Consider the following 26,787-nt stretch of genomic DNA (forward strand, 5'->3'; position numbering starts at 1 on the left):
CCGGAACTCTCCTGGCGGGACAGGACACAGTGGAGCAACTCGAACGGTGTGCCGGAGTCTCGCTGGTGAAAGCCACGGCGCCACCTCTGTGGATCAGGGATAGAGTCGGCGCTGGTGTAGTGGGGGTCGGCTGAGGGGACATGGCAGTGGTTGGGGGGACGGGTAAGGGCGGTGGTCGGCTTCCGGCGCTGTCCGCGCCGCGGTTCGTCGGCCGGGATCGTGAACTGGACACACTTGGATCGGCGCTCCAACGGGCCCCCGTGGTCGTCTTGATCGAGGGTGAGGCGGGCATCGGCAAGACCCGTCTGCTGCGTGAGTTCCTGGCGTCCCAGGCGGAGCGGGGGCGACATGCCTTGATCGGTGCCTGCCTGGAGTTGCGGGTTCCGTACACCCTCGGGGCGGTGGTGGACGCGGTGCGCGACGGCGTCGACAACGTTGCCGGGTTGGGGCTGAGCGGGCTGGGCGGGGCGTTGCGGCCGTTGTTCCCGGAGTGGGCCGCCGACCTGCCTCCGGCTCCGGAGGCGCTGGAGGACGCCACCGCCGCCCGGCACCGGCTGTTCCGGGCATTCGTCGAGGTCCTTGGCCGACTCGACGTCGCGGTCCTCGCGCTGGAGGACGTCCACTGGGCCGACGAGGCAACACTTGAGTTCCTGCTGTTCCTTGTCTCCCGCCGGCCGCAGCCGGTAAGTGTGGTCCTGACCTTTCGGCGGGACGAAGTGCCGTCCGCTTCGTTGCTGCTGCGGCTGTCCTCGCGGCTGCCTTCCGACGCGCATCTGGTCAGGCTGACGCCGGGGTCGCTGGATGTGGGTGAGACCGCCTCGTTCGTCTCGTCGATGCTGGCCGGGGAATACGTATCGAACGAGTTCGCGGCCTTTCTGCACGCACGCACCGAGGGCGTACCACTGGCGGTGGAGGAATCGGTACGGCTGATGCACGACCGCGCCGATCTGGTCCTCCGGGACGGCGGCTGGGCGCGACGTCGGCTGAAGCGCATCGAGGTTCCGCCCACGATCCGCGACGCCATGCTCGAACGCGTCCAGCGGCTTCGCGACGACACCCGCACCGTCCTCTATGCGGCGGCGGTGCTTTCCGGGCCGGCCGAGTACACGACGCTGCTTGCGGTCGCGGGTTTGCCGGAGGAGCGGTTCGCGACGCAGGCTGCCGAGGCGCTCGGCAGTGGGCTGTTGCGCGAGGACGGATCCGGGCAGTGGTCGTTCCGGCATCCGCTGGCTTCTTATGCGGTGTATGACGCCATCCCGGCCGGCGACCGACGCGCCATGCATTTGCGGGCGGGCCGGGCCATGGAGCAGTGGCCGGTGCCTCCGGTGGCGCAGTTGGCGCGGCATTTCCGGCTGGCCAGGGACGTGGAGGCCGCGTGCCGGTACACGGAGGAAGCGGCCGACCTGTGCATCCAGTCGGGCGACGTGGCCACGTCGGCGTTGCTGATATACAGCCTGGTCGCCACCGTTCCGCTCCCCGCCGCAGCGTTGGTACGTCTGGTGACGAAAATCCAGTTCCAGGCGCTGTCCGGATCCGACCCACATTCGCCGATCGTCGAATCGCTGCGTTCGGCTCTCACAGGCCAGGTCCTCACGCCGGTGGAGCAGGCGTTCGTCCGCTACCAGGTTGGCCGGGCCCTCATGGCGGGAGGTGAGATAGACGCGGGCCGCGGCGAGATCCTCCTCGCGGTGCCTCATCTGCCGCCGGGATCCGCGGAGATGGCGCGTGCCCGCATCCTGCTGGCTCTGCCCCTGGGGAGGAACCCGCGGCCGGTCTCGGAGCACCTGCGGTGGCTGCAGGAGGCGCCGCCGCTGGCGCAGTCGATCGCTTCCCTCGACCGTCTCCACTTGTCGGCCGATCGCGCGTTCGCGCTTCTGTCGCTGGGCGAGGAGGCGGGATGGGCCGCGGCCCGGGAGATCCCGGACGACGTACCGGATCCGCGGGCGGCGTCGATCGTCACGATCGGCCACGCCAATGTCGGTGAGGAGGCGGCGCGGTGGGGACGGTACGAGGAGGCCGGTGCCCGACTCGCCAAGGCCAGGACCCTCGCCGAGCGCCACCTGCTCTTGTCCCATCTCAGCAGCATCGCCTCCTCCCGGGCCCACCTGGACTGGTTCACCGGCGCCTGGTCGGGACTCGCCGAGCAGACGGCACGCCTGATCGACGACACCAGCGGCGTACGGCTCAAGGACCGGTGCGAGGCGGCGCTTGTCGCGGGCTTGCTCCAGGCCGCCGCCGGAGACCGGCAAGCGGCGAAGGAGCAGCTGCGTTTCGCCGGACGCGACGATCAGCAGCGCATCGAGGCCGCGGCCGCGCTGGCCCAACTGTGCCTGCACGACGGCGACGTGGAGGAGGCGCTCCGTCTGACCGACGAACTCGCCGAGATCGCCGTGGGAGGCGGTCTGTGGTCCCGTACCGTCGAGTTCGCCCCGGTGCGCATGGCAGCCCTGGCCGCGGCCGGTCGGCTCGGCTGTGCCTCCATGGTGGTGAAAGCTTTCGCGGGGGCTTTGGGCGATAGGGACGCGCCGGCGCCTCAGGCGTCGTTGACGCTGTGCCGCGCGATCCTGGCTGAGGCCGAGGGCCGCCCGGCGGACGCCGCCACGCTGTTCGACCGCGCGGCCTCCGCGTGGGAGGCACTGCCGCGCCCGTACCACGCGCTGCTCGCGAGGGAGCGCTCCGCCCGCTGCCTGCTTGCGGTCGGCCGGGATGAGGCCGCGCTATCCGTATTGGCAGAGGTGGCGCAGGCACTGACGGAACTCGGCGCCCGCAACGATGCCGACCGGATCGTGCGGTTCCTTACCGGGCGGGGAGGGAACGTCCTCGCCGTGGCGCGCGGCCGGGGGCGTCCCGGGTACGGCAACCGGCTCTCGCCGCGTGAGCTGGAGGTGGCCCGGCTGGTGGTCGAGGGACTGACCAACCGGCAGATCGCCGACGTTCTGATGGTGTCGGCGCAGACGATCGCCAGCCAGGTGAAGTCGGCGATGCGCAAACTGGATGTGGCCTCGCGCACGGCACTCGCGGTCAAGGTCGTCGAGTCGTGCCTCGTCGGCGACCTGACCGCACGGCCCCTGAACGACGAGTGAATTCCCCTCGCCTTGAGACGGACGACGAAAAAACGGGAACTGAACGGCGGCTTTAAATCCCGCATCTGACTGATCGTGCCGGCAGCCGGCCTGATCGCACACTCGTTGCCATGCCTTCCGCTGAACCACCGACGCCCACGCCGGATGACGACCAGCCCGAACCGGGACTCCGTCCTCAAGACGAACCGGTGCCGGCCAAGGAGCCGTCCGACAGGGAGGGCGTCACCACCGGCCGCAGCGGCAGGGCCGGTGCCGACGACGACGCCGAGTACGAACCGCTCTGACGTGAAAGCCCATGGCGCGAGGCGCCGAGTGCCCCGGTCCGCTGCAGGGGCTCGGCGTCCTCGTATGCACCCGGAGCTCCAACGCTGACGCGCCGCAGACCTGCGGCCCGAACCTGTGCCCACGTTCCATGTCGTTCCTCTCAAGGGAGACTCATAGATGAGGTCAAGCGCAAGAAGGCGCGTCAACAGACGCTGGGGCGCGGTGACCGTCGGCCTGACCGTCTTTGGCATGCTTGCGACGCCGACGGCCAACGCCGCCGACCCGGCCCCGCAGACGGCGCCATCGGGTGTCGTGAAGACGAAGAGCCCACAGACTGCTGCTGCCAATGACGACCTGGCGCGGATCGTCTCCGCGGCCGGCGGATCCGTCCCGGTCACGCTGGTCACCGGCGACGCGGTGGACGTCGGTGTCGACGCCGACGGCAAGCCGGTGGTCCGCGACACCCACAGCACGCCACGACCCGACGGACTGCCGGTCGTGTTCCACACCCTCACCCGCCAGGGCAAGGTGTACGCCGTACCGGACGACGCGCTCGCCCTGGTCGGCCAGGGACTGCTCGACTGGTCGCTCTTCGACCTCGAGGAGTTGGTGACGCTCGCCGCGGCGGGCAAGAGCGACACGGTGCCGGTGCTCGTCACCTACACCGGCACCGCTGCGACCGACACGACGCGGAAGGTCGCCGGGGCCTCGGGCGGCAGGGAACTGCCGAGCATCAACGGCCGCTCGCTGAAGATCGCCGACAACGGACAGTGGTGGCAGGGAGTACGGGGCAAGACGGCTTCCACACCGGCCACCGCCCGGTCCGCCGGTTCCCTGGCCAGGGTCAAGAAGGTCTGGCTCGACGGCATGTCCCACATCGACCTCGAGCAGTCGGTGCCCCAGATCGGCGCACCTGTCGCCTGGAAACGCGGTTACGACGGCACCGGCGTGAAGGTGGCGGTGCTGGACACCGGTATCGACGCCACCCACCCGGACGTGTCCGCAAGCATCGCCGGGCAGGTCGACTTCACCGGCAGCCCCAGCGGTGCCAAGGACGGCCACGGACACGGCACCCATGTCGCCTCCACAGTCCTGGGCAGCGGCGCCGCGTCCAACGGCCTGCGCAAGGGCGTCGCACCCGGCGCCAAGCTGCTCGTGGGCAAAGTCTGCGACGACCAGGGACAGTGTCCCGACGACGCGATCATCGCGGGCATGGACTGGGCCGCCCACTCGGGGGCCAAGATCGTCAACATGAGCCTGGGCGGTGAACCCACCGACGGCACCGACCCCCTGAGCCAGGCGCTCAACGAACTCAGCCGGTCCACCGGAACCCTGTTCGTGGTCGCGGCCGGCAACTCCGGTTTCGTCGCGAAGAAGGTCGTCTCCCCGGGCTCCGCCGACGATGCACTGACCGTGGCGGCCGTCGACAAGAACGACGCGATGGCGACGTTCTCCAACCGCGGACCGCGTATCGGGGACGGCGCCGCCAAGCCCGACATCGCGGCCCCGGGCGTCGCCATCACCGCGGCACGCGCCGCGGGCACGGCCATGGGTACGCCGGTGGACCAGTACTACACCACCGCCGACGGGACCTCGATGGCCACGCCCCATGTGGCCGGCGCCGCGGCCATCATCGCCCAGCAGCATCCGGAGATGACCGGTCAGCAGATCAAGGCACTGCTGATGGACACCGCCGACGACCTGGGACATGACCGGTACGCCCAGGGCGTCGGCATCGTGGACCTCGCGACCGCCACCAACCCGCAGATCATCCCGCGGGGGAACCTGAACTTCGACCGCCTGACCTACCCGCACTCGGCGCTGACGAAGAAGATCACGTACACCAACAGCACCGACAACGCGACCACGTTGCATCTGACGCTGCCGGTCTCCTTCGGCGACGGCAGCCCGGCCCCGGCAGGACTGTTCACACTCAGCACAGACACGGTGGTCGTTCCCGCCCATGGGTCCGCCGAGGTGTCGGTGACGCTCGACGGCAGGGTACTGGGCACGGCCGGGCACTACGGGAGCTACAACGGGCTGCTGAGCGCCCGTGACGACTCCGGCGCGATACAGGTCAACTCCAGGATCCACACCTTCCTCGAGGCCCAGAAGTTCCCGCTCACCCTGAAAGTCGTTCCCCCGGCGGGCGCCACAGACGTCAACTACGGCGGCGCCACCTTCACCCCGGTCGACGACCAGGTCTACCTGCACTCCGGCCAGACCTTCGCACTCGGCGCGGACACCGTGACCAAGCAGCTCTTCCGCGGCACCTACGCGGTGCAGATACCGGTCACCTGGCGGAACGCGGACGGCGACCTGCAGCAGGCCACACCCATGGCACCGGAGGTGAGCCTCACCAAGGCGAGCACCGTCACGCTGGACCTGCGCAAGGCCCAGCCGCTGACCGTGCAGTACCCGGAGACCACCGAGACCTACAACGCGACCGACGTCGTCAACCGGGTCTCGAAGACCGGCGCATGGACGATGGGCACAACGCTCTCGTTCGACTACAAGGCCGCCGAACCGAACTGGTGGGCGCTGCCCACCGGCAAGGTGAGCCAGGGCACCCTCACCCACGACTTCTACAACGCGGGAACGACTCCCGTCATCACCATGCGCGCCACCGGCGGCGGTGCCTCCTCCAGCCTGTCCGCCCGTTACGTGACCCCGGACGCAGCGCTGTCCGAGTCGCAGGGGTGGCTGCGCGACAATGGGGACCCGAGCACCCGCGAAGCCCCGATCCCGGTTCCCCGACTGCCCGTCAAGGGAAAACTGCCGGTGGTGTACGCCGGCTCCGGGTCCGCCGCCGAACTCGCGGACGCTGACGTCCGGGGCAAGCTCGTCCTGCTGACGCCGACCGACATCTGTCAGGGCACCTGTGACTACGCCACGCTGCGGGACGAACGGGTGGCTGCCGCTTCCGCCGCCGGTGCCGTCGGCGTGCTGGTCGCGGCACCGGACCTCACCTCGCTGGGCAAGCCCTCGGGGTTCGACCAGTGCCTGGACGGGCCGCAGAGCTGCCCGGCGATCCAGTCGTACGCCACGCTGCCCATCGTGAGCGTGCCCTACGCCCAAGCCGAAGCCCTGATCAAGCGGATCAAGGCCGACGGGCACCACGTCCGGATCCGCCTCGGCGGCAACGCCGTGCCGAGGGCGTACACCGCCACCTACCACGAGAACGGACAGCTCCTGCAGAACGCCTACCGGCTCGGGAAGGACGACCTCGATCGGGTCGACCTTTCCTTCCACGCGGCACGGCCCGGACTGGTGCACCAGCTCAGCTGGAAGCAGTCCATCCAGGGCGTCATCGCCTCGTCGCTGGTGTCCCTGCCGCAACCGCCCACACAGCAGACCATGTCCGTTTTCGTCAAGCGGGAGAAGAACGCCATCAGCCGGTTCATCGCCTCCTGGGCCGAGACCGGAGCGGATCACTTCCTGACGCACAACCGCCAGGAGATGAACGACATCGTCCTCACCGGCACCAACGAGATCCACTGGAACGCGGGGCCGTCCGTACCGGGGGCCGCGCAAGAGGTGCGGACCAAGTCCGGCTTCTCGGTCTCGACCGGACCGTGCTCGGGCTGCCGGCAGGGCGACACCTTCTACCCCACCCTCTTCCTCACGGACAGCGGCGGCGGCCGCCAGGCCCTGATCGGCATCGACAACGACGAGCTCCTTCAGCACGACTTCAGCGACCTCCCCTCCTGTGGGACGACTCCCTCGGCCAGCGTGCCGAACCTCGACTTCACCTGCGACTTCAACCTGCTGAACGCGTCCGGTGACGCGATCGAGCGTCGCACGGAGCACCTCCCCGACGTGGACTGGACGACCCTGTGATGGCACCCGACACCGCCAAGGAGACCGACACGATGAACACCCCAGTGCCGTCGACGCGGCGCCGCAGAGGGGCCCTCCTGCTGCTCGCAGCCGCGGCGATGGTGGCGCTCTCCGGCTGCAAGGGCGGTGACCTCGTCTCGTACGACCTTCCGGCCAAGTCCGCCCGGTACACCTTCGAAACGCAGACCAACGACGTCAAGACGGTGTGGCAGTACACCTCCGCCAAGGCGACCAAGGACGACGCCCCGACGCAGAGCCCGTGCATCGGTGAGTCGGTAGGCAGCAACCAGGCGGCCTGCCGCCCGGAGCCGCTGATCTTCCTGCGCTACGACTTCGACCTGGCCCTGGACAACACCGCCAAAGCCGGAGAGAACCACGAGGTCACCATCGTCGGCTACTACCAGCAACGACTCACCGACCTGCCCAAGGTGACCTCCCTGAAGGCGGAGACCACTTTCGACGGTGGCAGCACCTGGCACCCGGCGACCACGAAGGCAACGGGAAAGAACACGTTCACCACGACGATCAAAAACCCCCGGCGGGACCAGGCCGCCCAGGGCGTCGGACTGAGGATCAGCGCGACCGACAGCCAGGGCAACACCGTCAGGCAGACCATTCCCACGGCGTACACGCTGCGCTGACGGCGGCCGCCACCCGCGGCTCGACAGGCAAGGGGGCGGGACCGAGTCCCGCCCCTTGCCGATCCCTGGGCGGGCTGGCCGGGTGTGTCGAGACCGGCACCCGGGACCTGGTCGGCGCGGTGTTCGGCCCCACCGCCGAGGGTGAGGTCAATGGGTCGGTGCAACATCCCAGGTAGAACGGCTACTGGAGGTGTTGCTGGGTGGCGAGGATCGGGCGTCCGGGGTTGTCGGACGAGCAGAAGCGTGAAGTGTGGCGGCGATGGCGTGACGGGCAGTCGCTGAGCGAGATCGGGCGTGCGCTGGGCAAGGTGCCCGGGTCAATCCACGGAGTGGTCGCGGCGAACGGCGGTTTCGTCCCGGCGGTCAGGACCCGATCGGCCGGAGTGCTGTCGCTGGCGGAGCGGGAGGAGATCTCCCGGGGTCTGGCCGCCGGCGACTCCTTCCGGGCGATCGCGGGCCGGGTGGGGCGGGCGCCGTCCACGATCAGCCGCGAGGTGGGGCGTCACGGCGGGCGTGAGAAGTACCGGGCTGCTCGCGCGGACGAGGGGGCCTGGGGCAATGCCCGTCGCCCGAAGTCCTGTCTGCTGCAACAGAGTCCGGCCCTGCGGGACACGGTCGCGGGCAAACTGAAGGAGGACTGGTCGCCGCGTCAGATCGCAGGCCGGCTCGCCCGCACGTTCGCGCCCAAGGACGGTATGTATGTGTCTCACGAGACGATCTACAAGAGCCTGTTCATCCAGGCTCGAGGCGTACTGAAGAAGGAGCTCGTCTCCCATCTGCGCCGCCGACGCACGATGCGCCGCTCGAAGAACGCCTCCACCGCAGGTCAGCAGCGCGGCTGCATCCGTGACGCGGTCTCCATCCGCGAGCGTCCGGCCGAGGCCGAGGACCGGGCTGTTCCCGGCCACTGGGAAGGCGACCGTGCGACACGAAGTTGCACGAATTTGAGTGGACTGACCGATTGGAGAGGCAGTTGATGAAGCTGTAGGTGCAGTCACGGGTCCGTGTCCGTATGACCCGTCCCCACCCTTGACGTGCGATGCCGGTAACGGCGTGGTGCGAAGCTCAGGGGAAAGCCCAAGGACTTCCGTTCCATCCGGGAGTTACCGGCAAGGGGAAGACCGGACGGGTGAAGTACATGAACTCCCGATGATGCCTCGTGATCCCAAGCCCTGCCGATGGAATGTGTGAGTGGGGTGTATGGCTAGCCGTTGAGAAGCGGCAGGCGCTGGCCGGTAGAGGTCACTCCGGCCAGGTAGACACCGTCGCCTCGGGGTAAAGGGAGCACCCACCCCGGTCGTATCTCATTCGTGTGGAACGTGGAAACCCCGTTGGGGTCCGGGCCTTTTTTTTTGGCTTGGTCAGCCGACCGTAAGGAAGGCTCAACTCCCCAGCGGGAACAGGACGGCCCAAGAAGCCAATGCCGGAAGCCGAAAGGAATCGGGAACCCGGGGCGGACGATCGGACTCTCCGCCGGTCGCCCCGCACAACCGTCCGGATACGGGTGAACTGCCCGGACCCGAAAGGGTGCTGACGTGGGCCGGGTGAGCCTGTGGAGAATCACTGAACGACGACGACGGAACCGAGGGGCAAGTTGGACACAATGCAGATAGCGGACGAACCGGCCTCGGCCCTTCCGACTGCTTCTGTGCCGGTGAACGGACCCGAGGGCGAAGACTTGGACTGGGCGTCGATTGACTGGCGGCGGGTCGAGGAGGACGTACGGCGTCTGCGGCAGAGAATCTTCACGGCATCGCAGGCAGGGGACCTGAAGAAGGTCCGCAATTTGCAGAAGCTGATGCTCCGGTCCCGCTCGAACACGCTCCTGAGCGTGCGACGGGTCACGGAGATCAATGCTGGACGCGCGACGGCGGGAGTCGACGGAAAAGTCGTGTTGCTTTCCCAGTCCAAGGCCGCATTGGTCAAATGGGTCCAGCATCGCGCCCGACCGTGGATTCCCAAGCCCGTCAAGCGGGTGTTTATCCCCAAACCGGGGACCATGAAGAAGCGCGGACTCGGAATTCCCGTGATTGTTGACCGGTGTCTGCAAACTGTGGCATTGGGAGCATTGGAGCCCGAGTGGGAAGCGCGGTTCGAGCCGAAGTCGTACGGCTTTCGGCCCGGCCGCGGCTGTCACGACGCGATCGGGGCCATCTACTCCACGCTCAACGGGAAGAACCCGCAGCGTGCGTGGGTACTCGACGCAGACCTGACGGCGGCGTTCGACCGCATCGACCATGATCGGCTCATGGCCGCTCTCGGCACCTTCCCCGCCCGGGGACTGGTCCGTCAGTGGCTGAAGGCCGGGGTTGTGAATCGCGGTCGGTTCGCCCCGACCGAGGAGGGAACTCCGCAGGGTGGGGTGATCAGCCCGTTGCTCTTCAACGTGGCCCTGCACGGGATGGAGGAAGCCGCAGGGGTCCGCTATTACACCACCGGCAGAGATGTCGGGAGTGCACAGAGCGGCAGCCCCGTGCTGGTGCGGTACGCAGATGATTTTGTCGCGATGTGCACCAGTCGTGAACAGGCCGAACAGGTCAAGGAACGGCTGGCTGCATGGCTGACGCCCAGGGGACTCGCCTTCCACGAGGACAAGACACGAATCGTCCACGCGGAGAGCGGGTTCGACTTCCTGGGGTTCAACGTCCGCCGCTATCACGGCAAACTGCTGATCAAGCCGAGCAGAGCGGCTCAGAGACGGATCCGGGAACGGCTCAGCACCGAAATGGTGGCCCTGCGAGGGGCCAACGCCGGTGCGGTACTCAAGAAGATCAACCCGATCGTGCGGGGTTGGTCAGCCTATTACCGGACGGTGGTGTCCAGCGAGATCTTCACGGCGCTGGACAATCACATGTGGAAGCTCGCCTACAAGTGGGCCAAACACAGCCATCCGAACAAGCCGAAGCACTGGATATCCGACAAGTACTTCGGCCGGTTCAACAAGTCCAGGAACGACCGGTGGGTGTTCGGTGACCGCGACAGCGGCGCCTACCTGCTCAAGTTCTCCTGGACGAAGATAGTCCGGCACCAGTTAGTCAAGGGGAAGGCGTCCCCGGACGACCCTGCTCTGGAATCCTATTGGGCTCAGCGTCGCCGCAAAGGAACCCCTTTACCAGTCGATGCTATGACCGTGCGTCTACTACAGGCACAGCACGGCCGTTGCTCGATCTGCGGAGGGCTCCTGCTGCACGCCGACCACCCGCCGCAAAGCCCAGGAGAATGGGAAGCGTGGCGGGTTGTCATCCGGAAGGCGATCTCCAAGCAATACATCGCCTTCCGGAACTGGAGCACGCCGGACGGTCAACGACTCCGTCTCCTCCACACCCATTGTCAACGGCGGAATGGAGCCGCTGCGATGACGAGACCAGCACTTTTGCCTGCCAGCGAGCCTCCGGGACTTGCTTGAGCCGTGTGCGGTGAATAGCTGCTTGCACGGTTCTGAGGGGGCGGGGACGCAGTAATGCGTCCCCGCTACCCGACTGATCACCGGTGCGAAGAACAGTCATATCGCGACACTGGTCGAACGGCACTCCCGCTACGTCATGCTCGTCCGGGTCGCAGGCAAGGACACCACCAGTGTGATCTCCGCACTGAGTCATCAAGTCCGTTATCTGCCCGATGGGTTGATGACTTCACTGACCTGGGACCGGGGTACTGAGCTGGCCGACCACAAGCGGTTCACGATGGCCACCGACGTCAAGGTCTACTTCGCCGATCCGAAAAGCCCCTGGCAGCGGGGATCGAATGAGAACACCAATGGACTCCTCCGCCAGTACTTTCCCAAGGGAACCGACCTGTCCGGATACTCCCAGGCCGAGTTGGATGCCGTCGCAAGCTGAACACCCGCCCCCGGCAGACCCTCGGGTTCGAAACTCCCGCTGATAGGCTCGCGGCAGCTGTTGCATCAACCGGTTGACTCCGCCGCAGCGTACTTCGCGAAGGATCCCCGGTAGCAAGCAAGTACGAGTTCATCGACGAGATGCGGCTCGACACCGAGAAGTACGCATACAGCGTCGAGTTCATGTGCGGCCGACTCGGCGTCTCCAGATCCGGCTACTACGACTGGAGATCCCGCCCGGAATCCGCGACAGCTCAGCGGCGCGAAGAACTGAAATTGCTCATCGAGAAAGCCTTCGATATGTCCGACAGCACCTACGGGCACCGCCGCATTCAGGCCCAGCTGCACCGCTGGGGCGTCGCCGCGGGCGTGGAGCTGGTCCGCCGCCTCATGCGCGAGCTGGGCCTGGTGCCCTGCCTGCCACGGCCGAAGAGGTTCAACCTCACTCAGGCTGCGGCCGGCCAAGTGCCGGACCTCGTCGGCCGCGACTTCGCCGCGGATGCGCCCGGCAAAAAGCTCGTCGGCGACATTACCTATATCGCGACCGGGGAAGGCTGGCTGTATCTCGCGACGGTCATCGACTGCTGCACGAAGGAAGTCATCGGTTACGCGATGGACGACCACTACCAAACCCCACTGATATCCAGGGCGATCCGTAACGCGGCACGGAATAGGAACCTCTCGGCCGACGCGATATTTCACTCGGATCGCGGAAGTAACTACATGTCAGCCGAGTTCGGGAGGACGCTGGACCGCTTCGGGATCCGCAGATCTGCCGGCCGCACCGGGATCTGTTTCGACAACGCCATGGCCGAATCATTCTTCGGCGCCCTGAAGAACGAGCGTGTATCAAGGGTGACTTACCTGACCCGCGAGGCGGCCCGGCAGGACATCACTCGCTACATCGAATTCTGGTACAATCGCAAATGCCTCCACTCAGCGGTGGGTTACCGCCCTCCGCGCGAAGTCCACGCCGAGCACGAGAAGTTGCGAATCGCCGCGTGAAATAAACGGTCAGAAGCCTGTCCGGAAAACGCGAGGCCCCTCAACGTGACAGCGCCGGATTGGGGGATTCGTCAGCCACCCGCGATGGCTGGGCAACGCGCGAACACGGCCTCAGCGACCTTGATAGATCGTTGAGATCTCGGATTCATCTAGGCTGCGGCGTGCGCTCGTAGCCGGCACGATCCTCGGCTGCGGCTGCGGTTGCGGCTCCCCAGGATGTCCCGTCTTGCCGGGCGAGTGCTCGCTATACCGCCGCCTGCACGTAATCACCGCCGCCGAAGGTGAGGCGGCCGACGATGGCCGCACCCGCGAGCACCTCGACGCCGTCGCCGCCGAGCTCAACCGCCAACCACGCAAAACGCTCGGCTGGAAAACCCCAGCCGAGCGCCTGCATAAACTGCTCGCAGCCTGATCAACCGACCACGTGTTGCAACGACCTTGGAATCCGCCCTCTTTTCTGGCGGAGCTTCAGTTCAGGGCATCAGCTATCGGACTACGGTTCCCCTGGGCTCTCCCACTGTGCCCTGTTCACCCCGTCCGAGTCCGGTACCACGGCGCACCAATCGCCCATCACTCTGTCCGCCAGCATGAGTGAGTAACCCTCACCCGTGACCTCGGAGAGCGTATCGGCGCCACCGGGGTAGGCCCGGTAGGCCAACTCGCCGGGCAGCAGCGGGCCTACGAAGGCGGTGAAGTCGTCCTCCAGTAGTTCAGGCCTGGGTTGCAACTCCGGCTCGGTAGCCACGCAGACCAGTGAGCGTGGCCGCATGAGTCGGGCTAGTTCGGCTGCGTTCTGCCGAGTCACGCGGAACCATCTGCACCCGTAAGCGCCGTACGCCCAGCGCTCGCACAACAAGGTGAAGCGCTCGGAGCCCTCCGCCACCGTCGCCCAGAAACTCTCGTCCGCGACAGCATCGACGGGCTTCGAGATCTCTGTGGACTCAGGAGCTGCGTCGCGCCACTGGAGAATCACGCCCTCGCCATGGAGCCCCGCCAGATCGGCGGCTACCGCTCGTGTCGTGTAGAGGTGTACAGCCCCGTCCCATCCCGACTCGATCTGGAGCCGCCCCGGGATGGAAAGCTGACAATACGGCCCGCGCCCGGCTGCCATTCCCTCGACAAGGTCAATCGCCTGCGGGAACTGGACCTCCGCACCGTTGTAAAGGCCTAGGTGCCTGTCAGGGAGGGGTTCACTCACCAGTAGCTCGCCGACCTCTAGGAAGTCAACGCCACTCTTCTCGATCACCGCTCCGAGCACCTGGCGCAGTTCCGCCGCATACGAACTCCAGGCACCTGCGTCTGCCAACTCCTCTCGCACGCGCTCACTGCGAGGGCTGACGATCAGCTCCTTGCTCATTTCTTCAGCCATTCGAGTCCCCGCAGCTCTCCATTCGGCCCGATATCCAGTCCGTAGGTTCCGTCTCGGGCCGAGTCCTTGGTCGACTGGAACGGATTCCGGTCATTTGAGCCCTTGAATACGGCTTCCTTATTGTGTCCGGTCCGGTCGAAGGTGATGGACTTAGGCTGACCACCTCCGGCTTTCTTATTCTCCCAAATTGGGGTCTTTCCTGCAGACAACTTCTTGGTCTTCGTATATCCAAGATATTTCGCAATATCGTCGGATTGCGCACGTGTGAGCGTGTTGAGATTGCAGTTGCTGTTGTGTACGAGGACCGGGGTCTCGCCCGCCAGCACATAGTACGTGTGCAGGCCCTCGACAGTGAGGTTGAAGGTGCGAGCACGCTTGGTGAACGACCTGTTCGCCGTCACGATGGCAGGATCGCCGTCGCCGGTGAGCAAAGTTGTACCGGGTGCGAGGTGACGCGCTTCTATCCAGCGCTTCTCGGACGGTGACCAGAAGGGGTGTTCGTGGGTCGCCGTCAGTTTTTCGACGCCGTCTTCCGTAGCGAGGGAGAGTTCGTTGAAGTGCTTGTCGTCATCAGTGACGATGAGACGGGTGACCTCACGTGAACCGCTCTTGCCGGTTTCGGGGTCGGTGGATAGAACCTTGTCGCCGAGCTGGATATCCTCGATGTCCTTGGTGGCGCCGTCGGCCATAAGGACGTCGGTTCCGGCCAGGAAGCACTTGCAGGAGCGTGCGCTCAGGGCGCGGCCCAAGTCTGTTTTCCCAACCTTCAGTTGGACTGCGGCATCTACGAAGGCGCTTTCGTAGCTTCCGACGCCTTGCACGCGCGTGTTCTCGACGTCTTCGAAGTAGTCCTTCATCTCCTGAGAGCAGCCGATTTCCTTGTACACAAAGCAGACGTTCGTTGCCTCCGCGATGGCTGTGTTCGCGTCGACCATCCAGCCGCTCTCGTACTGCTTTTGCATCTCGGAGCGGTAAGCGCCGAGCCAGGCCTCCCGCTGCTCTGGGGTGGCGGCAAGGTCACTGACAGCGGCGTAGATCTGTTCTTGTGCGTAGCGCACGCTGTCGCGGTTGGCGCCGATGACTCCACTGTCGCTTTCGCTGCTCGCCCCGTTGCTGCTCGCCCCGCACTGGTGGTAGCAACCGCCAGGACCGGTCCCCCCGGCGGGGATGCCCGGGGTCGGGCTCTGGTTGCCGCTACCGCGGCCGTGGTGCGGTTCGCTGTGGCCGGTTCCGTCATCGACGCCCAGACCTGACGGATCGCTGAATGTCGTGGGGTTGTTGTTGGCGTAGACGTAGCCGCTGAGCGACTGATGCTGGTCGAGGGTGAGCAGGGGGTCGACGCTGATGAACTGGCCGGTGGACGGGTCGTATTCGCGGGCGCCGATGTGGGTCAGGCCCGTGCCGGAGTCTGCTGACATGCCGAGGAAGGCCTTGTCGTCCGGCCAGACGCCGGTTGTCTGGCCTCTGCTCGTGCCGAACGGTGTGGTGTAGCGCTTGCTCAGGGTTTGGGTGGAATCGGCAGTGACGGCGATGGAGCTCGTGCCGTGCTGGTCGTCGGCAAGGAAGCTCAGTTTCGAGGTGCCGGACTCGTTGGTGCGCAGGGCAATGGTGGCGCCGGCCGCGGTGTAGTAGCGGTTGGCCCACTTCTTACCGGTCTTGAGATGGACCTCAGTCGCGCCGAGGTAGAGGACGGTTTCGCCGTCGGTGGCGTTGTTGCGGCGGATGAGGAGCTCGCCGTCGGCGTCGTACAGGTAGTTGGTGGCCGTTGCCGCGGTGTCGTCAGTGACGCGGGTGAGGTTGCCCTCCGCGTTCCAGGCGAGGGTCTGGGTGGTGGTGGAGCCGGCCTTCTTGACGCGCTTTTCCGTGTTGCCGGTGTCGTCGTACTGGTACTGGGTCGTGAGCCCGGTGCAGGTGCCGGTGGTTGTCGTGGCGGTGAGGGCGTGCAGGCGGGCGGTGTCGTCGCAGGAGGTCGTGGTGATTGGCGTTCCGGTGTTCTGTTTCTCGGTCTTGCGCTGGCCGGAGGCGGTGTAGGGGCGCTGTCACGTTGGCTGACCGGGTGGGATGATCTTCTGGTTGATCACGCTGGGAGGGGTTGTCCGTGGGGAGCGCGTCGCCGTCGTACAGGGGGCACCGGTACCCGGTCGAGGTCATATCCCACTGCGTGTGGCTGTACTTCCGGTTTCCGCTCAGCTTCCGCGAGGTCGAGGAGCTGCTGTTCCAGCGCGGCGTCATCGTGTCCTACGAGACAGTGCGCCGCTGGTGCGCCAAGTTCGGCCAGGCCTACGCGAGCGGACTGCGCCGACGCCGGCCCCGACCTGGAGACAAGTGGCACCTGGACGAGGTGTTCGTCAGGATCAACGGGGAGCTGAAGTACCTGTGGCGGGCCGTCGGCCAGGACGGCAACGTCCTCGACATCCTCGTCCAGAACCGCCGCAACAAAGCCGCGGCCCGACGCTTCTTCCGCCGCCTGATGAAGAAGACCCGGGCGGTGCCGAGGGTGATCATCACGGACAAGCTGCGTTCCTACGGCGCCGCTCACCGTGAGGTCATGCCCTCCGTCGAGCACCGTTCCCACAAGGGACTGAACAACCGGGCCGAGAACAGCCACCAGCCCACCAGGCAGCGTGAACGCGCGATGAAAGGCTTCCGCTCCGTCGGCGCGGCCCAGCAGTTCCTGTCCGCATTCAGCGGCATCTCACCCCACTTCCGACCCCACCGCCACCTGATGACCGCATCCCAACACCGAGCCGAGATGACCATCCGCCTCGCCATCTGGGACCACGTCACCGGCGCTGCCAGCCGGCCCACCACGGCCTGAACACAAGCCCTGACCGCGGACCCCACCACGCCCCGACACGCCTTCACACACCCACACACCCAACAACGTGACAACGCCGGCCCTGCCCATGCCCGCCACCGTACGGTCGATGTCGGCCCCCGGCCCAGCCGCCGCCTTGATGACCGGCGGCTCTCGTCCGCTCCCTGCTCAACGGATTGTCGGGAAGAGTCCAAGCGCCACACGCTGTTACTGCAAGTTGAGCCTCTCGCGGGCGTCCGCCACCCAGCGCAGGACGCCGTCGGAATCGGTACTCTCGGCCAGCCCCATGGCTTCCTTGAGCAGCGCCGCAGCATCGTCCCGCTGATTCTGTTCGACGGCCAGCTGCGCGAGTGCGATCAGGTTTGCCGCTACCCCCGGCAAGAACCCGAGCGTGCGACGCAAGCGGGTGGACTCTTCGAAGTGCGCTCGTGCCGCGTCCAGCCGTCCGGCCATGTGCTCAGCGAAGCCAAGGTGTCGAAGGGCGTAGGACATGGTCAGCTGGTCATCGGCCCGGGTGGCGAGATCGAGGGCGCATGTGAAGGCAGGCAAGGCTGTCTGCGTGTCGTCGCGGACCACCTGGTGAAAGGTGCCGGCCCAGAACAGCGCCTCGCCCTCTCCCCGGACATCGCCGATCCGCCTGTACAGCTCTGCTGCGCGCTCAAAGAGCTCCAGCTCGCGTGCGTCTTCGACCCGCTCGTCCAGGAAACGAGCATGGATCAGGCGGCCACGGGCCAGGGCGAGGTCTGCCTCGACCGCATCGAGCCCCACGTCAGCAGTGACCAACGCGCCGCTGTCACCGCCGAAGACGGCTCGCTCGTAAAGGACTTCAGCCTGCTTGATTCTCGTGTCCGCAGTCATGCGGTGATCGTACGATCACCAGCGCACGCTATGACGGTCAATTACAACGACCCCCTCCGGTACCGCCGCGACCTGCAACGCCCCGATCAGGACAACACCTTCAGTAAGCGACAAGCCCCTGACCTGCACAGGGCTTCAGACATCGCAACTCATTGAATCTTTCTCGGTAACGGTTCGTGATCTTCGGTCAGGCGGTGCGGCCGTGTTCCAGCTGGAGCAGGACGAGGGCGGCTCGGGCGATCCGGGTGATGCCGCTGGGGTCGAGGCTGACCCGGCGCAGGGCCTTGAAGGTGACCTTGAGCAGGGCGTTGGCCCGCGCGGCGACCGCATGGACGCCTCGGATGACCGAGTTGAACGCCTGCTGCTCGTCGTCGAGTTCGCTGCCCTTGGGCTTCTTGACCGGGTGACGGAAGCCGTCGCCGGCGTTCTCGTAGCCGAGGTCGGTCAGGGTGGGAATGTCCAGAGTGGATGCGAGCCGGTTGAGGGCGTCGACCAGGCCGTGGGTGCGGGCGCAGGTGGTGTCATGCTCGCGGACGGGGCGGACCGGGGAGACCCAGATCGGCCAGCCGTCGGGGGCTGAGATGACCTGGACGTTGCCGCCGTGGTGCTTGTGCTTCCCGGACCACCAGAGGTCGGCGCCTTTGGGGCCGGGGGCGGCGACGCGGTCAGTAGGGATGACGGTGCCGTCCAGGTTGAGATGGGTGTAGCCGGCGGCCGCCGCCCGTTCCAGCGCGGTGGACAGATCCGGGGCGTGGTCGGCGAGCACGGTCAGCCCTTCGTGTAAGTAGCGGTACGCGGTGGGCACCGAGACCCCGTTGTCCCGGGCGAGTTGGGCCAGCCGGGTCCCGTCGACGAACCACCGCAGCACCAGGACACCCTGCTTGAAGACGCCCAGAGCGCGGGTCCCCCTGCGGGTGCCGAGCCGTTCGCGGTGCTCGCGCAAGAGTTGGGCGAGAGTCTCGGCGGTCTCCCTGCCGACGTCGAGTGTTGCGGTGTAGGTGATACTGGTCAACGCGTGAAGCCTCTGGGTTCCGGAACGTGATCTTCGCAGACCTGTTCCTACCAGGGGCTTCTCGCGTACCTGATGCCGGATCAAGCCCGGCTGATGGCCTGGCCAGCCAGGAAGATCGCGGATCTGTCGGACGGGCGGCACGGGCCAATACTCTGAGTCCCGTCCGCACTATCTGGGAGAGTCATGACAAGTAGGTTCACCGAGTTGGTCGTTGACTGCCACGATCCGGAGAGGCTCGCGGCCTTCTGGTGCGAGGTCCTGGACTTCAAGGTGATCGACCGGAGCGAGGGCAAGGTCGAGATCGGCTCCTGGATGCCGACCATCGAGGATGTTCGGGCCCGCCAGATGCCGCCCACCTTGGTGTTCATCCAGGTGCCCGAGGACAAGACTGTGAAGAACCGGCTTCACCTCGACGTCAGCCCGATCGACGGCAGCACCGAGGACGAGGTGACCAGATTGCTCGGCCTCGGCGCCACCAAGACGGACGTGGGCCAGGGCCCAGACCGAAACTGGGTAGTCATGGCAGACCCCGAGGGCAACGAGTTCGACGTCCTACGCACCCTGGCACCGCAGACCTAGGCCGCGGGCACCCGCACCCCGTCACACACCGCAACCGCTACGTTGCCGAGAAGACCTCATTCGAGGCGACTTCACCTTGTCATGCAGGCAGGGCTTCGGCGTTGTCGTGCAGAGCCCGGTTCGTGGCGGTCTGTCAGTTCGGTGGCGCCTCAGAACGTGGCAGGCACGGGCTTCCAAGATCATGGAGTCCTACCTTTCAAGCGTGGGTTTCCGCTGGTCATTCGTAAGATCGGTGGGCCCCGGGGGCTCCGGGTATGGCTGTCATGGAGGAGCCGATGGGATGGCTCAGAGAACATGGCCGCCCGGAGCCTCGCGACGACTCGACCGCCAATGGGGATACGCGACTTGATCGCTCTGTAGGACTACGTCGGCGAGGTCGTCTGCGGGATGGACTGACGATGAGCTGACGGAGGTGGCCGTGCCCCAGATCTGGGCCGGGATGGACATCGGCAAGGAGCATCACCACTGTGTGGTGATCAACGAGCGGGGCGAACGTCTGCTGTCCCGCCGAGTCCTGAATGACGAGGCGGCCCTGCTGGAGCTGATCGGCGACGTCCTGGACATCAACCAGGAAGTGCTGTGGGCGGTGGACGTCAACCACGGTGGTGCTGCGTTGCTGATCGGTCTGCTGCTCAACCACGGTCAGCCCATTGCCTACCTCACCGGCCTGGCCGTGCACCGTGCCTCCGGCACCTACCGCGGCGAGGGCAAGACGGACGCCAAGGACACCTTCGTCATCGCCGACCAAGCTCGCATGCGCCGTGACCTGGGCCTGCTGCGGCCCGGCGACGAGATAGCTGTCGACCTGCGCATTCTCACCACCCGCCGCACCGATCTGGCGAGCGACCGCACCCGCCAGATCAACCGGCTCCGCGCCCAACTGCTTGAGTTCTTCCCGGCATTGGAACGCGCGCTGGACCTGACCAACAAGGGCCCCGTCATTTTCTTGACCGGATATCAGACACCGGGCGCCATTCGCCGTGCCGGCGCGAAGCGCATCGAGACCTGGCTGCGCAACCGGAAGGTCCGCGGCGCCGCGACCCTGGCGGCGACATGGCCGCCTTCGTGAGCGCCGACCGTCTTGCCGGCTACGGAGGCGTGGCCCCCGCTGCCCGCGACTCCGGCCGCATCAGCGGCAACCACCACCGCCCGCGGCGCTACCACCGCGGCCTGCTGCGGGTGTTCTACCTGTCGGCGATGGCGAGCCTCAAATCCTGCCCGGCGTCGCGGATCTACTACGACCGCAAACGCACCGAGGGCAAGGGGCACAAGCAAGCCCTGATCACGCTCGCGCGGCGGAGGGTGAACGTCCTGTGGGCGATGATCCGTGACGGAGTGTGCTATCAGTCCGTACCGAGTGTCGCACCTGCGGTTTGACAACGGCATTGGGATGTTCTCTACTCAGGTTCAAGGAGTCGTTGCAACACTGTCTGTCAACAAGCGTAGCTGCTCGCTCAATGCCTCGCCGGGCGTCTTCCAGGCGAGGGTCTTGCGGGGGCGGCTGTTGAGCGCGAGAGCGACGGCGTTGAGGTCGCCACGGCTGTGCCTGGCGAGGTCGGTGCCCTTGGGGAAGTACTGCCGCAGCAGGCCGTTTGTGTTCTCGTTCGTGCCGCGCTGCCAGGGGCTGTGGGGATCGGCGAAGTAGACCTCCAAGCCGGTGTCGAGGCGGAGTTGGGCATGCTGGGCCATCTCCGCGCCCTGGTCCCAGGTCAGTGACCTGCGGAGTTGTTCAGGCAGGGTGGTGATGGTCTCGGCGATCGCGTCGCGGACGGCCTGGGCGCCGTGGCCGGAAAGGGCGGGGCCGTTCTTCATCCGCGGGCCGTCGTGGCCGGGCATGGGCGGCAGGTGCAGCAGCATGGTGAAGCGGGTGGTGCGTTCGACCAGCGTGCCGATCGCTGATCTGTTCAGGCCGATGATGAGTCGGGTAGCGGGGACGCATTACTGCGTCCCCGCCCCCTCAGAACCGTGCAAGCAGCTATTCACCGCACACGGCTCAAGCAAGTCCCGGAGGCTCGCTGGCAGGCAAAAGTGCTGGTCTCGTCATCGCAGCGGCTCCATTCCGCCGTTGACAATGGGTGTGGAGGAGACGGAGTCGTTGACCGTCCGGCGTGCTCCAGTTCCGGAAGGCGATGTATTGCTTGGAGATCGCCTTCCGGATGACAACCCGCCACGCTTCCCATTCTCCTGGGCTTTGCGGCGGGTGGTCGGCGTGCAGCAGGAGCCCTCCGCAGATCGAGCAACGGCCGTGCTGTGCCTGTAGTAGACGCACGGTCATAGCATCGACTGGTAAAGGGGTTCCTTTGCGGCGACGCTGAGCCCAATAGGATTCCAGAGCAGGGTCGTCCGGGGACGCCTTCCCCTTGACTAACTGGTGCCGGACTATCTTCGTCCAGGAGAACTTGAGCAGGTAGGCGCCGCTGTCGCGGTCACCGAACACCCACCGGTCGTTCCTGGACTTGTTGAACCGGCCGAAGTACTTGTCGGATATCCAGTGCTTCGGCTTGTTCGGATGGCTGTGTTTGGCCCACTTGTAGGCGAGCTTCCACATGTGATTGTCCAGCGCCGTGAAGATCTCGCTGGACACCACCGTCCGGTAATAGGCTGACCAACCCCGCACGATCGGGTTGATCTTCTTGAGTACCGCACCGGCGTTGGCCCCTCGCAGGGCCACCATTTCGGTGCTGAGCCGTTCCCGGATCCGTCTCTGAGCCGCTCTGCTCGGCTTGATCAGCAGTTTGCCGTGATAGCGGCGGACGTTGAACCCCAGGAAGTCGAACCCGCTCTCCGCGTGGACGATTCGTGTCTTGTCCTCGTGGAAGGCGAGTCCCCTGGGCGTCAGCCATGCAGCCAGCCGTTCCTTGACCTGTTCGGCCTGTTCACGACTGGTGCACATCGCGACAAAATCATCTGCGTACCGCACCAGCACGGGGCTGCCGCTCTGTGCACTCCCGACATCTCTGCCGGTGGTGTAATAGCGGACCCCTGCGGCTTCCTCCATCCCGTGCAGGGCCACGTTGAAGAGCAACGGGCTGATCACCCCACCCTGCGGAGTTCCCTCCTCGGTCGGGGCGAACCGACCGCGATTCACAACCCCGGCCTTCAGCCACTGACGGACCAGTCCCCGGGCGGGGAAGGTGCCGAGAGCGGCCATGAGCCGATCATGGTCGATGCGGTCGAACGCCGCCGTCAGGTCTGCGTCGAGTACCCACGCACGCTGCGGGTTCTTCCCGTTGAGCGTGGAGTAGATGGCCCCGATCGCGTCGTGACAGCCGCGGCCGGGCCGAAAGCCGTACGACTTCGGCTCGAACCGCGCTTCCCACTCGGGCTCCAATGCTCCCAATGCCACAGTTTGCAGACACCGGTCAACAATCACGGGAATTCCGAGTCCGCGCTTCTTCATGGTCCCCGGTTTGGGGATAAACACCCGCTTGACGGGCTTGGGAATCCACGGTCGGGCGCGATGCTGGACCCATTTGACCAATGCGGCCTTGGACTGGGAAAGCAACACGACTTTTCCGTCGACTCCCGCCGTCGCGCGTCCAGCATTGATCTCCGTGACCCGTCGCACGCTCAGGAGCGTGTTCGAGCGGGACCGGAGCATCAGCTTCTGCAAATTGCGGACCTTCTTCAGGTCCCCTGCCTGCGATGCCGTGAAGATTCTCTGCCGCAGACGCCGTACGTCCTCCTCGACCCGCCGCCAGTCAATCGACGCCCAGTCCAAGTCTTCGCCCTCGGGTCCGTTCACCGGCACAGAAGCAGTCGGAAGGGCCGAGGCCGGTTCGTCCGCTATCTGCATTGTGTCCAACTTGCCCCTCGGTTCCGTCGTCGTCGTTCAGTGATTCTCCACAGGCTCACCCGGCCCACGTCAGCACCCTTTCGGGTCCGGGCAGTTCACCCGTATCCGGACGGTTGTGCGGGGCGACCGGCGGAGAGTCCGATCGTCCGCCCCGGGTTCCCGATTCCTTTCGGCTTCCGGCATTGGCTTCTTGGGCCGTCCTGTTCCCGCTGGGGAGTTGAGCCTTCCTTACGGTCGGCTGACCAAGCCAAAAAAAGGCCCGGACCCCAACGGGGTTTCCACGTTCCACACGAATGAGATACGACCGGGGTGGGTGCTCCCTTTACCCCGAGGCGACGGTGTCTACCTGGCCGGAGTGACCTCTACCGGCCAGCGCCTGCCGCTTCTCAACGGCTAGCCATACACCCCACTCACACATTCCATCGGCAGGGCTTGGGATCACGAGGCATCATCGGGAGTTCATGTACTTCACCCGTCCGGTCTTCCCCTTGCCGGTAACTCCCGGATGGAACGGAAGTCCTTGGGCTTTCCCCTGAGCTTCGCACCACGCCGTTACCGGCATCGCACGTCAAGGGTGGGGACGGGTCATACGGACACGGACCCGTGACTGCACCTACAGCTTCATCAACTGCCTCTCCAATCGGTCAGTCCACTCAAATTCGTGCAACTTCGTGTCGCACGGTCGCCTTCCCAATGTCCGGGCACTGCACGGTCCTCGGCCTCGGCAGGACGCTGGGAGATCCTGACCTCGTCGGTGACGAAGTTCTTGCCCCGGCCTCGGGCCCGGGCCCGAGGAACGCGCAGGGCACGGCCGGTGCGCAGGCAGGCCGTCAGTTCGCGTTTCAGCCCTCCGCGCCCCTGGACGTAGAGAGCCTGATAGATCGCCTCGTGGGAGATGCGCATCGACTCATCATCGGGGAAATCGACCGGGAGTCGGCGGGCGATCTGCTCCGGGCTCAACTTACTCCAAGGGCAGCATTTTCACCAATTCCCGCGCCATTATCACATACGACCGTAGCGACCCCCTAGTTACGGAAACCGCGCAACATATTTATGATGCCCAAAATAATCCAGACATAACCATCCCTACCAAGTTGGGCAAGAAGATCCCCGGCGCCCCCTCGTCGACGCCGCTTCACCGGGTCTTCTATCACGGCCCCGGCGTTGTTCGGTTGTGTCCGGCTTCGTGGTAGTTGATCAGATGCCGTAGACGGCGAAGGCGTCGTTGTGGTTGAGGAGATCGCGGCGGGCGTGGGCGATGTTGGCTCGTCCGGCCAGGCGGAGCGTGCTGATGCCCAGGTTGCGGAAGCTGGCCAGTGCTCGGGGTGCGGTGCCGGTCCTGACCTGGGAGTTGTCCTCATGGAAGGTGACGTCCCGCACCCAGTGGATCTTGTTTTCTATGGACCAGTGGACCCTCTCGTAGTGGTTGAGGTGAGCGGGGCCTGCGAGGTGGGCGGGCAGGCTGGTGACGCCGAAGACGATCTCCTTCCCGGTCCAGGTTCCGTCGAGGCCGCCGGTGTCACGGCGCAGGCGGAAGACCTGTCCCGCGCCGGGGAAGAGGGCGTCGTCGGCTTGGGCGGTGCGGATCGTGCGACGCTCGGTGCGCCCGTGCCCACGGTCGTCCTCGGCCTCGGTGGTCTCGGTCCACTCGGCGTCGGTACCGGCCAGCAGCGCCTGGGCGGCGGCGCGGGCCAGCGGCTGGTTCCCCTTCAGGATCAGGACGTAGTGGGCGTCGAGCCGGTCCGTGATCAGGTGGGCGGTCTTCTTCGTGGTGTGCAGGGCGTCCAGGGTGAACACCCGGCCGGACAAGGCGAGTTGGGCCAGCAGCATGCGGGCCGCCTCGCCCTCGCCGCGCTTGTCCGGAACCTGCCTCTGGCCGAGGACCGCGCCGCTGGCGTGGTCGACCGCCCCGACCAGGAAGACCCGCCCCGATTCGGTGCGGGCGCCGGTCAGGGCCTTGCCGTCGAGAGCCGCAGCGGGCAGCAGCCCGGCCGGCGCCGGGTGTTCCACGGCCCGCTGGGCGGCGCGGCGCTGTTCGCGCTCGATGGGCCCCGGGGTGTCCGGGACCTCGGGCGTCGGTGCCTTTCCGGTCGCGACGTCGGTGACGTATGCGCAGGTCGCCGCGTCCAGCACGTCGGCATCCAGGTCGGCGAGCACGCGGCGGAAGGTGCGCTCGCTGGGCACAAGGTACTGGCCGGCCAGCGGGTCGTACCGGGCGCCGAGGCGGGCCAGTTTGACCTGCGGGGCGCGGGCGGACCACTGCCAGATCGCGGTCATGGAGTCACCACCGACCACCAGCGTCGCGCACGCGGCCAGCACCAGGATCACCACCAGGGGATGCCGCCGCCCACGCTCCGCACGCCGGTCAGGGACCTGCCGCAACCTGCTGACCAGCGCGGATTCCACTGCCACAGGGTCGGCGGCGAGCTCGGCCTCCCACAGCGCGAGATCGGTGAGCTGGCCAAGGACAGGGCTGATCAGGGAGGATGCGGACACGAGCGCGGCTCCTGAGACGATCTTCTGGCGTAGGAACCTGAAAGATCATCAGAGGCCGCGCTCGTCTGGCAACTCGCACCCCTCCCCCTGGGCAAACGACCCAAAACCCATCAAAGATCAACTACGCCGGGGCCGTGGGTCTTCTATGACTCCGCTTTGCGTGCCGCCAATCGGAATGCCGCGCGCGACGCATGTAAGAGCACGTGGCCTGGTTACTCGCTGTTCGGTAAGGACTGTGACGAATACCCATTCAGCAGTACGGCGGAAGGAGCCTCGGTGGGGGACTTTTCCGCGCGCGCTGGACAAGAAAGACAATCAGAAGGCGGGGTCGCAGCTCTCCTCGTGGTACAGCGATGAGCGAATCTTGGACGGTGACGCATTCTACGTTGAGGTGAAGTAGCTCATCAAGGCGGGGCGGCCGTGTGGCCGCCCCGCCCAACGCCTCAGTGCCACAATTGGATCAGAAAGCGCTCAAAAAATCAGTACGCTTCCAGAGTCTCATCCGGATCTTCCTCCGGCGAACTCACCCATACGCGCACGCAGTAAGGGCCAGGCCCTGTGGCGTCGAGTTCGTACTCTCCCGATGAATCACCCATCAGGCTGAGCAGCTTAATCCGCTCGGATTCAAAGGTTACAGAAACTGATTCTCCCATGCTCCTGAACGCGTCCGTGTCGGGGGTATCGGGTTCGGAATCCCATAGCTCCACCGTTACTCGGGCCCGCTGGTCTTCGAGATCGGATGCGATCACGACTGAGGCCTCGTGCGCCAGAAATGTTCCGTCTTCAGGGAATCGCGAGAACCGCTCCGCGTTGTCGGGATCGGTGTCGATCAACGTGAACAAGTGCCGTTCCACCAGCACCGCTGCTGCGAAAGAGTCGACCAGCCCCACTTTATGCCTCCCGTAACGTATAGAAGCGCCAGTATGCCAAGGCGTACGCCCATCGGGTGACGGCCGAGGCGTTGTCCGCTCCCTTAGGCCGAGCGAGAGCCTACGGTCAGTTCGCGCACGACAGGTCAAGCGATCGGCTCCCCGCATAAGGCGGGCTGATGTTCAGCGCCTTTGGCGCCAGGCGGCCGGTGCAATCGGGCTCCTACCTGCGGCGTAACCAATGGGTTCGCATGTCTTCGGTGATGTCCGTTTCTGTATCGGTGCGGGCGGAGCCCTCGGCCGGCTTGCCTCCAACGGA

General features: G+C 66.0%; 18 protein-coding genes and 5 pseudogenes. 13 read left to right on the forward strand and 10 right to left on the reverse strand.

Annotated features, from left to right (window positions below; translation table 11 throughout):
* Positions 1 to 140 precede the first annotated feature (140 nt).
* From OG819_RS48190 to OG819_RS48225, 8 genes and pseudogenes are all read left to right on the forward strand, one after another.
* On the forward strand, positions 141 to 3,083 hold the full coding sequence (locus tag OG819_RS48190; protein WP_266656026.1) for a LuxR family transcriptional regulator: 2,943 nt from the start codon (positions 141 to 143) through the stop codon (positions 3,081 to 3,083).
* A gap of 110 nt (positions 3,084 to 3,193) precedes the next feature.
* The gene (locus OG819_RS48195; RefSeq protein ID WP_266637908.1) at positions 3,194 to 3,367 is read left to right on the forward strand and encodes a hypothetical protein; all 174 of its coding nucleotides are present in this window, start codon (positions 3,194 to 3,196) and stop codon (positions 3,365 to 3,367) included.
* Positions 3,368 to 3,596: 229 nt separating this feature from the next.
* Positions 3,597 to 7,187, forward strand: coding sequence for a S8 family serine peptidase (locus tag OG819_RS48200; RefSeq protein WP_266656028.1), 3,591 nt, complete (start codon positions 3,597 to 3,599; stop codon positions 7,185 to 7,187).
* A complete protein-coding gene (locus tag OG819_RS48205) occupies positions 7,187 to 7,828 on the forward strand; it encodes a hypothetical protein (protein ID WP_266637912.1) in 642 nt (213 codons plus the stop codon). The genes OG819_RS48200 and OG819_RS48205 overlap by 1 nt, the downstream gene beginning before the upstream one ends.
* Positions 7,829 to 8,028: 200 nt before the next feature.
* Positions 8,029 to 8,805, forward strand: coding sequence for an IS30 family transposase (locus tag OG819_RS48210; protein ID WP_266656030.1), 777 nt, complete (start codon positions 8,029 to 8,031; stop codon positions 8,803 to 8,805).
* A 626-nt stretch (positions 8,806 to 9,431) separates the two neighbouring features.
* Entirely contained in the window at positions 9,432 to 11,234 is a 1,803-nt protein-coding gene (ltrA, locus tag OG819_RS48215) for a group II intron reverse transcriptase/maturase (RefSeq protein WP_266647716.1), read from the forward strand.
* A 73-nt stretch (positions 11,235 to 11,307) separates the two neighbouring features.
* Positions 11,308 to 11,744, forward strand: a pseudogene (locus OG819_RS48220) (IS30 family transposase); the annotation flags it as partial.
* 30 nt (positions 11,745 to 11,774) lie between these two features.
* A pseudogene (locus OG819_RS48225) lies at positions 11,775 to 12,671 on the forward strand (IS3 family transposase); the annotation flags it as partial.
* 244 nt (positions 12,672 to 12,915) lie between these two features.
* On the opposite strand, the gene OG819_RS48230 reads toward OG819_RS48225, so the two are convergent.
* The 3 genes from OG819_RS48230 to OG819_RS48245 all read right to left on the reverse strand — a co-directional run bounded on the left by OG819_RS48230 (position 12,916) and on the right by OG819_RS48245 (position 15,791).
* Entirely contained in the window at positions 12,916 to 13,065 is a 150-nt protein-coding gene (locus tag OG819_RS48230; RefSeq protein WP_266638792.1) for a hypothetical protein, read from the reverse strand.
* Positions 13,066 to 13,164: 99 nt separating this feature from the next.
* On the reverse strand, positions 13,165 to 14,028 hold the full coding sequence (locus OG819_RS48235; protein ID WP_266637916.1) for a hypothetical protein: 864 nt from the start codon (positions 14,026 to 14,028) through the stop codon (positions 13,165 to 13,167).
* A complete protein-coding gene (locus OG819_RS48245; protein WP_323138224.1) occupies positions 14,025 to 15,791 on the reverse strand; it encodes a toxin C-terminal domain-containing protein in 1,767 nt (588 codons plus the stop codon). The genes OG819_RS48235 and OG819_RS48245 overlap by 4 nt, the downstream gene beginning before the upstream one ends.
* Before the next feature lie 7 nt (positions 15,792 to 15,798).
* On the opposite strand from OG819_RS48245, the gene OG819_RS58865 reads away from it, so the two are divergent.
* Positions 15,799 to 16,071, forward strand: a complete 273-nt coding sequence (locus tag OG819_RS58865) for a hypothetical protein (RefSeq protein WP_323138060.1) — start codon at positions 15,799 to 15,801, stop codon at positions 16,069 to 16,071.
* A gap of 61 nt (positions 16,072 to 16,132) precedes the next feature.
* Positions 16,133 to 16,858 carry an IS6 family transposase gene (locus OG819_RS48250; protein ID WP_266637918.1) on the forward strand — a complete coding sequence of 242 codons (726 nt, stop codon included), beginning with the start codon at positions 16,133 to 16,135 and terminating at the stop codon, positions 16,856 to 16,858.
* A gap of 207 nt (positions 16,859 to 17,065) precedes the next feature.
* Here OG819_RS48250 and OG819_RS48255 read toward each other — a convergent pair whose 3' ends face one another.
* The gene (locus tag OG819_RS48255; RefSeq protein ID WP_266656032.1) at positions 17,066 to 17,716 is read right to left on the reverse strand and encodes a tetratricopeptide repeat protein; all 651 of its coding nucleotides are present in this window, start codon (positions 17,714 to 17,716) and stop codon (positions 17,066 to 17,068) included.
* Between the two features lie 187 nt (positions 17,717 to 17,903).
* Positions 17,904 to 18,719: a transposase family protein gene (locus OG819_RS48260; protein ID WP_266656517.1), complete on the reverse strand. Its 816-nt coding sequence runs from the start codon at positions 18,717 to 18,719 to the stop codon at positions 17,904 to 17,906.
* Between the two features lie 192 nt (positions 18,720 to 18,911).
* On the opposite strand from OG819_RS48260, the gene OG819_RS48265 reads away from it, so the two are divergent.
* Together OG819_RS48265 and OG819_RS48270 are read left to right on the forward strand one after the other, a co-directional pair.
* Positions 18,912 to 19,307: a VOC family protein gene (locus tag OG819_RS48265; protein ID WP_266656034.1), complete on the forward strand. Its 396-nt coding sequence runs from the start codon at positions 18,912 to 18,914 to the stop codon at positions 19,305 to 19,307.
* A 412-nt stretch (positions 19,308 to 19,719) separates the two neighbouring features.
* Positions 19,720 to 20,684, forward strand: a pseudogene (locus tag OG819_RS48270) (transposase).
* A 30-nt stretch (positions 20,685 to 20,714) separates the two neighbouring features.
* Here the strand turns inward: OG819_RS48270 and OG819_RS48275 are convergent.
* From OG819_RS48275 to OG819_RS48290, 4 genes and pseudogenes are all read right to left on the reverse strand, one after another.
* A pseudogene (locus OG819_RS48275) lies at positions 20,715 to 21,227 on the reverse strand (IS30 family transposase); the annotation flags it as partial.
* Between the two features lie 73 nt (positions 21,228 to 21,300).
* Positions 21,301 to 23,103, reverse strand: coding sequence for a group II intron reverse transcriptase/maturase (gene ltrA, locus OG819_RS48280; RefSeq protein WP_266647716.1), 1,803 nt, complete (start codon positions 23,101 to 23,103; stop codon positions 21,301 to 21,303).
* 681 nt (positions 23,104 to 23,784) lie between these two features.
* Positions 23,785 to 24,060, reverse strand: a pseudogene (locus OG819_RS48285) (transposase); the annotation flags it as partial.
* A 240-nt stretch (positions 24,061 to 24,300) separates the two neighbouring features.
* Positions 24,301 to 25,599 (reverse strand): ISAs1 family transposase, encoded by a 1,299-nt coding sequence (locus OG819_RS48290; RefSeq protein WP_266650140.1) that lies wholly within the window; start codon positions 25,597 to 25,599, stop codon positions 24,301 to 24,303.
* Positions 25,600 to 25,755: 156 nt separating this feature from the next.
* Between OG819_RS48290 and OG819_RS59290 the strand changes: the two genes are divergently transcribed.
* On the forward strand, positions 25,756 to 25,956 hold the full coding sequence (locus OG819_RS59290) for a NucA/NucB deoxyribonuclease domain-containing protein (protein WP_353963271.1): 201 nt from the start codon (positions 25,756 to 25,758) through the stop codon (positions 25,954 to 25,956).
* Between the two features lie 122 nt (positions 25,957 to 26,078).
* Here OG819_RS59290 and OG819_RS48295 read toward each other — a convergent pair whose 3' ends face one another.
* On the reverse strand, positions 26,079 to 26,489 hold the full coding sequence (locus tag OG819_RS48295; RefSeq protein WP_266656036.1) for a hypothetical protein: 411 nt from the start codon (positions 26,487 to 26,489) through the stop codon (positions 26,079 to 26,081).
* Positions 26,490 to 26,787 lie beyond the last annotated feature (298 nt).

The sequence above is a fragment of the Streptomyces sp. NBC_01549 genome (genome assembly GCF_026339955.1).
Taxonomy (GTDB): domain Bacteria; phylum Actinomycetota; class Actinomycetes; order Streptomycetales; family Streptomycetaceae; genus Streptomyces.